Source organism: Acidobacteriota bacterium, assembly GCA_012729555.1.
Taxonomy (GTDB): domain Bacteria; phylum Acidobacteriota; class UBA6911; order UBA6911; family UBA6911; genus UBA6911.
The window spans coordinates 38,711-51,794 of the sequence record JAAYCX010000012.1 but is presented as its reverse complement, the minus strand read 5'-3'; the positions used below and the strand labels follow the sequence as shown (position 1 = coordinate 51,794).

At 68.8% G+C, this 13,084-nt stretch carries 10 protein-coding genes; 1 reads left to right on the top strand and 9 read right to left on the bottom strand.

The window, feature by feature from the left end:
• Positions 1-55: 55 nt before the first annotated feature.
• Complete coding sequence (locus GXY47_03155) at positions 56-1,492, top strand: L-seryl-tRNA(Sec) selenium transferase (protein ID NLV30129.1); 1,437 nt, start codon at positions 56-58, stop codon at positions 1,490-1,492.
• On the opposite strand, the gene rnr is transcribed toward GXY47_03155, so the two are convergent.
• The 9 genes from rnr to GXY47_03110 form a co-directional block, all read right to left on the bottom strand.
• On the bottom strand, positions 1,489-3,711 hold the full coding sequence (rnr, locus tag GXY47_03150) for a ribonuclease R (GenBank protein ID NLV30128.1): 2,223 nt from the start codon (positions 3,709-3,711) through the stop codon (positions 1,489-1,491). The two genes, GXY47_03155 and rnr, sit on opposite strands and share 4 nt — an antisense overlap.
• A 37-nt stretch (positions 3,712-3,748) precedes the next feature.
• A complete protein-coding gene (locus GXY47_03145) occupies positions 3,749-4,315 on the bottom strand; it encodes a hypothetical protein (GenBank protein ID NLV30127.1) in 567 nt (188 codons plus the stop codon).
• Between the two features lie 10 nt (positions 4,316-4,325).
• Positions 4,326-4,895 carry a hypothetical protein gene (locus tag GXY47_03140; protein NLV30126.1) on the bottom strand — a complete coding sequence of 190 codons (570 nt, stop codon included), beginning with the start codon at positions 4,893-4,895 and terminating at the stop codon, positions 4,326-4,328.
• Positions 4,896-4,924: 29 nt separating this feature from the next.
• The gene (gene gatB, locus GXY47_03135) at positions 4,925-6,397 is read right to left on the bottom strand and encodes an Asp-tRNA(Asn)/Glu-tRNA(Gln) amidotransferase subunit GatB (protein NLV30125.1); all 1,473 of its coding nucleotides are present in this window, start codon (positions 6,395-6,397) and stop codon (positions 4,925-4,927) included.
• A gap of 321 nt (positions 6,398-6,718) precedes the next feature.
• Positions 6,719-7,657 (bottom strand): tRNA (adenosine(37)-N6)-dimethylallyltransferase MiaA, encoded by a 939-nt coding sequence (miaA, locus tag GXY47_03130; protein NLV30124.1) that lies wholly within the window; start codon positions 7,655-7,657, stop codon positions 6,719-6,721.
• A 103-nt stretch (positions 7,658-7,760) separates the two neighbouring features.
• Positions 7,761-10,172 carry a SpoIID/LytB domain-containing protein gene (locus tag GXY47_03125; protein NLV30123.1) on the bottom strand — a complete coding sequence of 804 codons (2,412 nt, stop codon included), beginning with the start codon at positions 10,170-10,172 and terminating at the stop codon, positions 7,761-7,763.
• 29 nt (positions 10,173-10,201) lie between these two features.
• Positions 10,202-11,182 carry a TonB C-terminal domain-containing protein gene (locus tag GXY47_03120; protein ID NLV30122.1) on the bottom strand — a complete coding sequence of 327 codons (981 nt, stop codon included), beginning with the start codon at positions 11,180-11,182 and terminating at the stop codon, positions 10,202-10,204.
• Between the two features lie 45 nt (positions 11,183-11,227).
• Positions 11,228-12,187, bottom strand: a complete 960-nt coding sequence (locus GXY47_03115) for a Gfo/Idh/MocA family oxidoreductase (GenBank protein ID NLV30121.1) — start codon at positions 12,185-12,187, stop codon at positions 11,228-11,230.
• Between the two features lie 47 nt (positions 12,188-12,234).
• Positions 12,235-13,062, bottom strand: a complete 828-nt coding sequence (locus tag GXY47_03110) for an LpxI family protein (protein ID NLV30120.1) — start codon at positions 13,060-13,062, stop codon at positions 12,235-12,237.
• Positions 13,063-13,084 lie beyond the last annotated feature (22 nt).

The window sequence follows — 13,084 nt, the reverse complement described above, 5'->3', positions numbered from 1 at the left end:
TCCCCCCCGCAAACGCCGATTGACAGCCTTCCCCCGGCTGTGCTGAAATGCCCCAATGAAAAACGAGCCTCCCCAGGAAATTCTCCGCCGGATCCCGGCCGTCGACCAGCTGCTCCTGCGCCCGGCGATCGCCTCCTGGGTGGAGTCCACCGGGCACGAGTTCGTCGTGGCCGAGATTCAGCGCCTGCTGGCCGAGGTCCGCGCCGCGATTCTGTCGCAGGATGCCGACGCCGGGACCACCCCCGAACAGCTAGAGGCCGCCCTCGGCGCGAGGCTGGGGCGGCGTTTGCGCCCGGGACTCGGTCCGGTGATCAACGCGTCCGGTGTCATCCTGCACACCAACCTGGGGCGGGCGCCGCTGTCGGCCGGCGCCCGTGAGACTTTATCGGCACATTCCGCCGGTTACACCAACCTGGAATACGATCTTTCCGAAGGGAAGCGGTCCCAGAGGGACAAGCTGATCCAGCCCCTGTTGCGGGAAGTGCTGGGGTGCGAGGACGCCGCGGTCGTCAACAACAACGCCGCCGCCGTCTACCTGATCCTCGACACGCTGGCCCGCGGCCGGGAGGTCATCGTCAGCCGGGGAGAACTGGTGGAGATCGGCGGATCCTTCCGCATCCCGGAGATCATGGCCCGCAGCGGCGCCCTTCTTCGCGAGGTGGGGACCACCAACAAGACCCGGATCGGGGACTACGAATCGGCCCTCAACGAAAACACGGCCCTGCTGCTGAAGGTCCATCCCAGCAACTACCGGATGCACGGGTTCACCGAAAAGCCCGCGCTCGAGGCCCTGGTCGATCTCGCCCGGCGCCGCCGGGTCCCCCTGGTCGAGGATATCGGCAGCGGCTGCCTGGTCGACCTCAGGCCCTACGGCATCGCGGATGAGCCGACGGTCCAGGCGAGCCTGTCCTCCGGCGTCGATCTCATCTCCTTCAGCGGGGACAAGCTGCTGGGCGGCCCGCAGGCCGGGATCATCGCCGGCGCGCGGAGCCTGGTGGAGCCGATCCGCAAAAATCCCCTGATGCGGACCTACCGCGTGGACAAGCTCGTCTACGGCGCCCTGGAGGCCACCCTCGGGAGCTACCGCTTCGGGCGCGCCGCCGCGGAGATCCCCGTGGTGCGCATGATCGCCATGACGGTCGAGGAAACCCGGCGGCGCGCCCGCCGCTTCGCCCGGCGGCTGCGTCCCCTTCTTCCCGGGGGGGCGGCGGTGCATCTCGTCGAGGGGGAATCGGTGGTCGGGGGCGGATCCTGTCCCGAAAGCGCCCTCCCCTCGATCCTGGTCTCCCTGGAGTCGGAATCGGTCCGCCCCGGCGTGATCGAGTCGCGGCTGCGTTCGCTCGATCCCCCCGTGATCATAAGGATCGAGGGGGACCGGGCGCTCGTCGATCTGCGCACCGTGCTCCCGTTCCAGGAGAAGGTCCTGGCCGAAAGCCTCCTCGAAGCGGTCTCCCCCGGTTTCGAGCGCGCCCCCGGACCGTCGGGCGGCTAACGGCCGCCGGCCACGGAAAAGGTCAGGCGGGCGGCCTCGAGGTCCACGCGGTCGAGCCGCACCCGGACCCGCGAGCCGAGCTGGAACCGCCGCCGCCGCCGTTCCCCGACATGGGTGCGGGTCTTTTCCAGGTAGCGGTACCGGTCGTCGATCAGGGTCTCGGCCGGGACGAATCCTTCCACGAAGGGATCGAGCAGCTCCACGAAGAATCCCTGGCGGGAGGGGGAGAAGACCACGGCCTCGAACTCCTCGCCCACCCTTCCGGCCATGAACTGCGCTTTCTTGAACTGCTCGATTTCCCGCTCGGCTTCGTCGGCGTTCCTTTCGCGCTCGGAGGCGTGCCGCGCGATTTCGGGGAGGCGCCGGGCCAGGCGCACCCGCCACCCGGCGGACTCTTTCCCGCCGAGGAGGCGCTTGAGCAGACGGTGCACGACCAGGTCGGGGTATCTCCGGATCGGGGCGGTGAAGTGGGTGTATTCCTCCAGCGCCAGGCCGAAATGCCCCGCATTTTCCGTCGAGTAGCGCGCCTGCATGAAGGACCGGAGCATGAGATAGGCCAGGAATTTCTGCTCCGGACTCCCTTCGAGTCCCCGGATGAATTTCTGGAAATCCCCGGGGACATATTCCTCCCCGCTCCTTGGCAGCCGGTGGCCGAGGACCTGGGCGAATTCGGCGAACTCCTCGACCTTGCGCGGGTCGGGTTTTTCGTGGATGCGGTAGAGCGCCGGTCCCCCCGAGGAGGTGAGAGCCAGGGCGACCTGCTCGTTGACCAGGAGCATGAACTCCTCGATGATGCGATGGGCGATGTTGCGCTCCGTAGGGATGATGCCCGTCACCCGCCCCTCCGGGTCGAACCGGATGTCGGCTTCCGGCAGGTCGAAATCCACGGCCCCCCGGGCGTACCGTTTCCGCGCGAGGGCGCGGCAGAGCCCCTGCATGTCTTCCAGGAGGGGGATCAGGTCGGCGTGGCGCGCCCCTTCATCGGGCGCCCTGCCGAGCAGGATCCCGGCGACGGCGGTGTAGGTCAGGCGGGCGCGGCTTCGGAGCACCCCTTCGGTGAAGCGCCGGGCGACGACGCGCCCCCGGGGTGTGACCTCCACGAGGGCCGACAGCACGAGGCGGTCCACCCCCGGTTTCAGGCTGCATATCCCGCTCGAGAGCCTCGGGGGGAGCATCGGGATCGCCCGATCGGGGAAATAGACCGAGGTGCCCCGGGCATAGGCGGCCGCGTCCAGTTCCGAACCTTCGTGGACGTAGTGGGAGACGTCGGCGATGTGCACGCCGAGGAGCCAGTTGCCCGAGTCGAGCCGCCGGAGGCTGACGGCGTCGTCAAAATCGCGCGCGCTTTCCCCGTCGATGGTTACGGCCGTCTCGGCGCGAAAATCCTCCCGCCCCCGGCAATCCTCCTCCCGGACCCGGTCCGGGATCGCTTCCGCCTCCTCGAGCGCCTCCGGAGGGAAATCGGCCGGAAGCCCGAATTTGTGCCGGGCGATCCTGTATTCGATCCCCGGGTCGTCCGGGTTTCCCAGGACTTCGAGGATCCTCCCCTGCGGGAGCCGGTGGCGCCCGGGGGGGAGGGTGATGGCGACGGCGACGATCTGGCCGTCCCGGGCTTCGAGCCCCGCTGCCGGGGGGATCCGGATGTCGTCGGCCATCCGCGCATCGAGCGGCTGGACACACGGAAACCGGGAATGGGCCCGGTAGCGGCCGACGATGACGGGGTGTTTTCTTTCCAGCACCCGGACGACGCGGCCCTCGAGCCTCCGCCGGGAGTCCCCGTTTTCCGCACGGGTGCGGCGGGAGGCGCGCCCCCCGCGCCCCCCCTCGCGCGGGCGGCGCGCCGGCAGCGTCTTCTGTTCGACCCGCACCAGGACGCGGTCCTCGTGCAGGGCGTCCTCCAGGTTCCGCGCGGGGATGAAGATGTCCTCCCCGTAGCCGGAGCCGTCATCCGGAATCAGGAAGCCGTAACCGTCCCGGTGGCGGCTGAGGGTTCCCGAGACGTGGACCTCCCGCGCCGCCGCCGAGTAGCGCCCCCGGCGGACGCGGCGGAGGACGCCTTCATCCTCCAGTTCCTCCAGGAGCCGCCGGAGGTCCCTGCGATCGTCGCTGTCCAGATCCAGCGCCCGGACGGCGTCCCGGAAGGTGAATTCCCCCGGGCCCCCCGCTTTCACGGCCCGGATGAAGCGCAGGGTCCGCTCTCTCTGATCCGGGGTCAGCATCGGCGTTCCCGGTGCAGGGGGGCCGGGATCGGGGGCCTCATCGGAGCAGGAACCATTTGGGTTCTCCATGCTGCACCGCGCCCCCCCGGTCGGCCGAAAACGACAGCAGGGGCGCATGGTCGGTTTCGGGGACCAGGAAGGCGAGCCACCCCTCGGCCGTGTCCCCCGATTTCATCTCCCGTTGCATCCCGGGTTCCGGGGGGGTGACGGCGGCGGCCGCGTAGGCCTCTCCCTCCGGGGAATAGGCGGTGAACTGCCCGGGCGACAGCGGGTGGATGCAGGTGCCCGGGACTCCCCGCGCCCTGTACCCGAAACGGACGCGGGCCAGGACGTAGTCGAAGCCGAGCGGTTCGGCCGGGTTGCGGGGGTCGGCCGCCCGGACGCGTTCGCGGGCCTCGTCCCCCCGGAGCACCTCCTCGAGCGTGATCGTCATGTCGTACAGTTCGTGCGAGGTGTAGCCTTCGCCGCATTCCAGGATGCCGGCGATCGGGACCCCCGCCGGCGCGGCGGCACTCGGCGCGGTGCCCGGCGCCTGGGCCGACGCGGCCCCGAGCAGCGCGGCTCCCGAACAGAGAAACAGAAAACAGAACCGGATGGTGCTCATAGACTCCTCCTCACGCGGGGATGTCCGCGATCCCCCCCAGCAGCTCCCGGAGGGTCCGCACGGCCGCCTCCCTGTGGGTTCCCGCCCAGAAGATCTTTCCGCACCCGGGGCAGGATTTATAAAGGGTGTGGGTGCTGTAGACGAAGGGGGGGACCGCATCCCGCACCTTCTCCCGCTCCGTCGGCACCAGGACCCGGTTGCAGGAAAGGCACCGGGTAAGGGGGGCGGGGAGCGCCGGCAGGCCCGTCGATTCGATGACGTGCCGGAACTGGATCAGGGCGTCCGGGCTCTCGAGGAAGATGAAGCTCTTCACTTCCTTCCGGACCAGCAGCCGGGTGTCCCGGCTCAACAGTACCCGGTCCTGCAGCCGGGATATCCGCACCAGCTCGTCGTCGGAAAACCGGTTGGAATAAAGAACGTCGAATCCCGCGATCCTCAGCCATTTCGCCAGGCGTCCCAGCATGACGTCGGCCACGAAGCGCGGGGCAGCCGTCGCCCCGGCGGCGCCTGCCGCCGCCTTCGCCCGGATCAGGCCGTGCCGGACCCGGGCCGCCTCCCTCCTGGTGGCTGCATTTCCCATGCCGTATCGCGCCCCTGCCCCGCCGGGGATCAGGCCCCCGTGAGCTTTTTCAGCAGCAGTTCGTTGACCACCCCGGGGTTGGCCTGGCCCCGGGTCTCCTTCATCACCTGGCCGACGAAATAACCGAGGACCCTGGTCTTTCCCGAACGGTATTCCTCGAGCTGCTTGGGGCTGGCGGCGATCACCCCGTCGATGACGGCGCCCAGGCTGGCTTCGTCGCTGACCTGGCGCAGTCCCATGCGGCGGATGACGTCCGCGGCGGGTTCGCCCGAGCGGCTCATTTCCTCGAAGACGGTCTTGGCGATCCTGCCCGAGATCTCCCCCGAGTCGACGGCCCGGATCAGCTCCGCCAGGTTTCCGGCCGAAACCGGGTTCTCCCCGATCTCCCCGCCCGAGTTTTTCAGGGCGAAGGCGAGATCCCCCATGACCCAGTTCGCGGCCGCCCGGGGGTTGCCCGACGCGCGCGCGCATTCCTCGTAATAGGCGGCGGTTTCCGCCGTGGCGGTCAGGAGGAGCGCGTCGTCGGCGCCGAGGGCGTATTCGGTCATGAAGCGCTTCATTTTGGCGCCCGGCAGTTCCGGGAGCTCCGCCTCGATCCGCGCGAGCCACTCCGGGTCGAGCCGGAGGGGGGGGAGATCGGGCTCCGGAAAGTAGCGGTAGTCGTGCGCCTCCTCCTTGCTCCGCATGGCGAAGGTGCGCCCCTCGGACTCGTCCCAGAGGCGGGTCTCCTGGACGATACGCCCCCCTTCGGAAAGGATCCGGGCCTGTCGTTCGATCTCGTAGTCGAGCGCCCGCTGCAGGAAGCGGAAGGAGTTGAGGTTTTTGATTTCCACCTTCGTGCCGAGGGTGTCGGACCCCTCCGGCCGGATGGATACGTTGGCGTCGCACCGCAGGCTCCCCTCCTCCATGTTGCCGTCGCACACTCCCAGGTAGAGGAGGGTTTTGCGCAGGTGCACCACGTAATCGTAAGCCTCCTGGCTGCTGTGGAGATCGGGCTCGCCCACGATCTCCACCAGCGGCACCCCGGTGCGGTTCAGGTTGACATAGCTCTTGGACGCCGTCTCGGGAAGCCCCTCATGGATCGATTTGCCCGCGTCGTCCTCCATGTGAAGGCGGGTGATGCCGAACACCTTCTCGCGCCGGTTGACGATCTTTCCGCCGTCGGCCCGTTCCCCGGAGAACACGGTCACGCTGCCGTGCTCCCCCAGCGGGCGGTCGAACTGCGAGATCTGGTAGCCCTTGGGCAGATCGGGATAGAAATAATTCTTGCGCGCGAAGATCGATACGGGATGGACGCGGCAGCCCAGGGCCAGGGCCGCCTTGACCGCCATCGTGACAGCCTGCCGGTTGATCACGGGGAGCGCCCCGGGAAGCCCCAGGCAGGCGGGGCAGGTCTGGGAATTGGGGGGCGCGCCAAACCGGGTGCTGCAGCCGCAGAACAGCTTGCTCCTTGTCAGTAGCTGGGCGTGTACCTCGAGTCCGATCACGGGTTCAAATTTCATGGCTGCATTATATTACGGGAGCCCCGGAAACGGGAGCCCCCCGTGACGGGGGTCCCCGATTTTCAGAAATATGCGTCCGTACACACTAATAGTGCGCTCGCGCACGCACTTCCCTGATTTCCGAGCCGCCCCGGTGTGGGGCAAAATTCTTGTAAATAACTTGTTATAAAGACGATAGGGACAAATCCGGCAGGATGCGCCCCATGGGCACGGAAAATGCTGGAACAAGGGGGAAGCGTCGCTCCTCCTGTCGGAACGGCTGGGGTGAACATATTCGAGGGAACGCCGGATTCCGGCGTGGGGGCGGCGCTTCACTTTCGCCTAACCTTCCCGCAGAAAACGGGAAACGGCCTCCGCGGCCCGGTCCGCAAGCTCCGCGGCTTCCTCCCTCCCGTCGAGCCACAGAATCTCCCCGTCGACCCGAAACCAGGAGAGCTGCCTCTTGGCGTAGCGGCGGCTTTCCTGCTGGGTCGATTCGATGGCCCGGTCGAGCCCGATCCGCCCCTCGAGGTATTCGGCCGCCTGCCGGTACCCGATCGCCCTGAAGGCCTGGCAGGAAGGGGGGCAGCGGTCGAGGAGGGCGCGGACTTCCTCGAGGAGGCCGCCCGCGAACATCCGCTCCACGCGCCGGTCGATCCTGGCGTACAGGAGTTCCCGGGGCAGGTCGATGCCGATCTTGAGCGGGCGGACCCCGGAGAAGGCGTCCCTGGGCCGGCTTTGCCACCATGTCATCGTCCTGCCGCTCAGGAGGTACACCTCGTAGGCGCGGATGATGCGGCCGGCATCCTTCGCGCCGATCCTCGAGGCCGATCCCGGGTCCACCCGGGCCAGCGCGCGGTGGAGGATCTCCGGCCCTTTCCGGCCGATGACGCGTTTCATGCGCCGGCGCAGGGGGGCGCTTCTTTCCGGGCCATTGAAGAGCCCCTCGAAAAGGGCTTTCAGATAGAACCCCGTCCCCCCGGCGACGACGGGAAGATTCCCCCTGAGGCGAATGTCCCGGACCGAGGCGCGGGCCAGGCGCTGGTAGTCCCCGGCGGTGAATTCCTCGTGCGGCTCCCGGACATCGATGAGGTGATGGGGGATGCCGCGCCGGGCGGCCGGGGGGGTCTTGGCGGTGCCGACATCCATATGCCTGTAGACCTGCAGGGCGTCGCAGCCGACGACCTCCCCCCCGAAGCGCAGCGCCAGCTCGAGCGCCAGGTCGCTCTTTCCCGCGGCGGTGGGGCCGACAACGGCGATGACCGGGTCCTTGTCTGACACGCCCTCACCCGAGCTCAAGGCAGTAGCGGAGGGAGGCGATCAGGAGGAGGAGGAGGGCCAGGGCCACGATCCCCCGCGTCTGCGAACGCATGCGCTCCATGGTCTAGTACGCCTTCCGGATGTCCACTCCGGTGTAGTAGGTTTTGAGGATATCCTCGTAGCTCCGGCCCGCCCGGGCCATGCCGTAGGCCCCGGTCTGGCACAGGCCGATCCCGTGGCCGTACCCCCGACCGTTGAAAGTGAAGGTCTGGATCCGGCCGTCGGCGCCGTATTCGCGCCCGAGCGTGTATAACGTGTCCTTCAGGCCCAGCGCATTTCGGACTTTGTAGCCGTTGAGCACCACCGATCTGCGGCTCCCCACCGCCCGTACCTCCACCACCCGCCCCGATTCCCCGGTGCGGTGCGGCTCGAGGTCCAGGAACGTTCCGATGTCGCCGGTGAGCGGGCGGAGCTTTTCCCCCACCGCGGAGCGCGTCGCGAGCGCCTCCCACGTCGCCGCGGGGGAGTGGCGGTCGCTCGAGGCGCCCGAAGGGCTCAGTTCGATCTCGAGGAAATCGATCCGGTCCGAGGGTCCGAGGTGGAAGGCGATTTTTTCGGCCCCGATCATGCGGATGCTGTGGATGGGTGTCGCCTGCCCCTGGTCCATGCGGAACAGGGCGGGGGCCGGCGCCAGCCGGAACTCGTGGGTCCGGTTCCCGGACCGGATTCCGATGACGGAGCCGTCCCCGTCCTCCCGGCGGAGTCCGGTGAACACCCCCTTGCGCAGCATCCCCGGCCGGGCCGTTTCGATCCAGCGCAGCAGGAGGGAGAGGGCGTCCCCCCGCCGGAGCCTGTCCTCCGGCCGGACGGTGTTGTCCGCGTTGGGGCGCCAGAGGCCGCTTTGCATCAGGTGGCTGAGGACGGCGCGCAGGGGGTCGCGCACCCGTTCCCCGTCCTTGATGTTGGCCATGTAGTAATCGATGTCGCCCGTCGAAATCCTCCGGGAGAGGGTGCCGGGACCGAAGAACGACTCGGCCGCGTAGAGGAGAAACCCCCCCCGGGTGGCGATGTCCACGCCGCGCGGCGCTTCCTCCGGCGGCGAACCTCCGACGGTCAGGACCGACTGCCGGATCCACTCCCTCATATCGTCCCTTTCCGCGGGAGCGGTGAAATACCCGGGCGAGCGGGCCTCCCGGTCGGAGGGGCCGATCCCCAGGATCCGCGCAAGTTCCAGGTTCCGGTTGGCCAGGTGCCCGTCGTCGGCCAGAAAAGGTTCCTCCAGCCCGTGGCGTCCCTCGAGCACGATCTCGCCCGGCCCCGGGCCGCTTTCGACCGCGCAGGCCACGCTTTTCAGGTAGGGGACCGGCGCGGAGCCGTAGACCAGGGAGGCGTCTTCCGTGCGCCCGCCGCAGGTGGACATGAACATGGCGTCGATCAACCCGTCCTGGTGATAGATGGCGATCCCCGCGGTCTCGCGCACGATGTCGCTCGTCATCTCCCGCTCCCCGTTGACGCCGCCGTAGACCTGGGTCCGGGTGTCGTCGGTGAGGTCGAACCCCTGGGAGCGGTAGCGGCCCATGTTCTTGAGGGCGTATGTCCTGGCGGCGACCGCCTGCGCGGCCAGGGCGGCCGGTTCGGGATAGGTTGCGGGATTCATCTCGGCCGGGACGACGCCGAAGAGGTATTCTTCCAGCCCCAGCTGGTTGACGAGCGTCATCCTGCCGCCCCCTTCGGGGATGACGTCCAGGGCGCCGCGATAGGGTTTCCCGTCCACGCTCAGGAAATCGGACCCCGACGAGGGGGTGATGAAGAACCCGGCCAGGCTCCTCAGCGACAGGTTGTCCGGGCTCGACACGACCAGTTCCGTCCCGCCCCCGCCCGCCGTCCCCCCGCCCGACGGTTCGGCCCGGGTCAGGAAGGCGTCCGGGTAACCCGAGCGCACCAGATGCTCGAGCAGCTCCCGGGCCTCCTCCCTGCCGGCAAAGAGGCCGACGCGCACCCGGTGGGCGCCCGTGGAGGCGTTGACCTGGACCGCCACGGGGACCTCCAGTTCGCGCTCGAGGAGGGCGCCGAGTTCGGCCGCGCGATCGGGGCTCGACAGGGAAGCCACCTGGATCTGGTAAGCGGCGGCCGCGGGGGCGCCCCCCCCCTCGGCCCGGATGCGGACTTCGCTCCCGATCCGCCACCGGGGCGCGTCCGGCGTCTTCTCCATCAGGTGGAATTCGGCCGACGAAGAGATGCGCAGTTCCCTCGCTCCGGTCTCGAGCCCGATGCGGATCAGGGGACCCGGGGCCGCTTCCTCCGTCGGCGGGGCGATGGTGGTCACCTCCGGAAGGGGGGCCGCGGGAGGTTGCGTCGCGGGCGGTTGCCTGCGGGGGGGCTCGGCCGGCCGCTGAGCCCCGGGCCGAGCGGGGGGAGCCGGTCGGGGCTCCGGCGCCTGGATCGTGGCTTTCGGACCGCCGCATCCGGCCAGCAACAGGAGCAGCAGGAGGCAGGGGGGGATCCCGGAAAGAGGGAGGAACCTCGAAAAGGGCAAGAACCGACTCCTTGGAAGCGGACGATGGGTCATGGGTCGACGATGAGGATCAGCTTGACCCCGATGCGGTCTCCCGGAAAGCCCTTGGGCAGCGGGGGGAACGGGTTGGATTCGATGACGGCGTTCAGGGCCGCCAGGTTCAGCGAATTGTTCCCGGAGGAGGCCACGATGCGGGCGTCGGCGAAACGCCCCTCCTTGTCGATGTAGAAGACGATGGTGGTCTGCCCCTGGGAATTTTTCAGGTTGGAGGGGATGAACCATTTCCCCCTGACCCGCTCCACGATGATGTCCTTGTAGTTCCCGAGCGGAAAGCCCTTGGTATCGAACAGGCCGACACCGGGGCTCTCGAGGGCGCTCGCCTCGTCCTCGAAGACCCCCTCGGACGCTCTCCCGGCCCTGGGGGGCGCGGGGGGCGGGATCGAATCGGGGATCCGGCTCGGGGCCCGGTCGGCGGCCGAGGCGGCGGCCGGCGCCTTCCGGGGGGGATTCCGGTCGGATTTCCTGTCGCCGGCGGCGTCGGGCCGGCCGTCATCCTCCTCCGTGGCCCGGAGGTTTTCGCCGGCGACCCTGGGTTGGCTGGTCCCCGACAGGACCGGGTTTTCCGGAAGGGAAACCTTCGGTTCGGGAGCTTCGGCGGGGGCTTTCGGCATGGGAGGCAGGTCGGCCAGGGCGGCGTTCAGGTCCCCGAACCGGACCCGGATGGGGGGGGCGCCCGCTCCCTCGCGGTCCCAATCGGGCAGATTCCGCTCGAGCGTCTCCGCCGAGGGCATCGGCATGCGCGCCGGGCTTTCGAGGATCGTGACCGTGCGCCATTCCTGCTCGTCCCGGTCCTGATCCGACGGGCCCATGAGTACGCGGAACGGCGTTCCCCGCCCCCCCTGCAGGATCTGCGGGAATTCCACGAGGAGCAGGAGGAGCAGGCCGTGCGCCAGGCCGCTCAAGATCACCGAAGCGAGGGTCCGCCCGCTGAGTGCTCCCTTCCGGCTTCTGGATATGACATCGTCAAACATCGGATCGCTCCGCCCGCGGCGTCGTCTGAAGTATAGGAAAGGCTCCTAATTCCTGTCAATTTCATGGGCCTGGGCCGCCTCGGCCTTCTCGAGGATCGCCAGCGCCAGCGCAAGCGCCCCCCGCCCCTCCGCCCCGCTGCACTCGACCGGTCCGAGCCCCCGGGCGGCGCGCAGAAAAGCGCGGAGCTCCAGCTGGAGCGGTTCCTGCCGTTCGGGGGTGAGGGTCCGCCCCGCGATTTCGGGGATGGCGCTCCCCCCCTTGCGGTCGAGCTGGAACACCGACAGGTCCTGCCGCGTGTAATCGAGCGAGATGTATTCCTGCCGCTGAAAGAGGCGCAGCTTGCGGATCTTTTCCATCGAGACCCGGCTGGCGGTGATGTTGGCGACGCAGCCGTTCTCGAACCGGAGGCGGGTGTTGGCGATGTCGATCCGTCGGCTCAGGATGGCGATCCCCACCGCGCTGACCTCCGCCACGGGGGAGGGGACCAGCAGTCCGATGATGTCCAGGTCGTGGATCATCAGGTCGAGGATGACGTCGATATCGAGGCTGCGGGGGGAGAACAGCCCCATCCGGTGGGCCTCGAAGAAGCGCGGGTTGTGCACTATCCTGCGCAGCTCGATCACCGCCGGGTTGAAGCGCTCCAGGTGCCCGACCTGGAGGACCCGGCCGTTCCGCTCCGCCGTCCGGATGAGCAGGTCCGCCGCCTCGAGCGAGGGGGCGATCGGTTTCTCCACCAGGACGTGCACCCCTTCCCGCAGGAACTCGGCCCCGATTTCGGCGTGGAGCAGGGTGGGGGTGGCGATGCTCACGGCGTCCACCCTGCCGAAGAGATCGCGGTGATTGGGGAAGACGGCCGTCCCCAGGGGGCGGGCCACGGCCTCCGCCCGGCCCGGGTGGGGATCGACGACGCCCACGAGTTCCGCCTCCGGGAGGGTGGCGTAAACCCTGGCATGGTGCTGTCCCAGCGCCCCGACTCCCACAACTCCTACCCGAATCCTGTCCATGGATACGCTCCTGGCGATGGATGATTGACGCCCGTGCACGGTCCCGCTCACTCCGCCTCCGGCAGGGAAACGATCGCGATGCCGTGCCGGTCCGCGGCGGCCACGACTTCTTCCCGGTCGAACAGCAGGGTGCGCCCGGCATCGATGCACAGGGCCGTGGCGCCGCACTCGGCCATGTTCCTGATGGTCTCGAGCCCGACGACGGGAATGTCGAAGCGCATGTCCTGCGCGGGCTTGCTGACCTTGATCACGGTCAGGTTCGTCCTGTTTCCCAGCCGCCCCGCGCGCCGGATGACGGCATCCGTCCCCTCCATGGCCTCCACGGCGACCACGGCCCGGTCCCGGACCACGATGGTCTGCCCGATATCCATCGCGGCGATCCGCCGTGCCAGGGGGCGGCCGTAATCCACGTCCGCCCGTTCCGATGCGGTGAGCGCGCGCGAGGTCAGGGTCCCGGGGGCGGGGAGGTGGGGTTCGAGCAGGATCGAACTGTTGACGAGGGTGATCCCGGCCTCCTCGAGCACCCTGGCGACCCCCCCGATCAGGGCGTCGGTGTTTTTCTGCCGGAGCCCGGCGAGCATGCGGATCATGGTCAGGTCGGGGAAGGAAGGGCCGAAGATCTGCGCGTGCCTGACCTGGCCGGCCATGATGGCCCTGCGGACCCCCGATCGCCTGAAGATCCGGATGAGGGTGCCCAGCTGTCCCAGCCCCAGCCAGTGAACGGGGTATCCGCACGATTCGATCTCCGGGTCGGCCTCCTCCCGGATGGCGGCGACGACCATGTCCAGGCCCCGCCTCCGGGCCGACTCGGTGACCAGGAAGGGGAAGCGGCCGTTACCCGCGATCAGCCCGAATTTTTCCTTGGCGTCTGTCAATGGTGCGTCCCGGTTCCGGAGG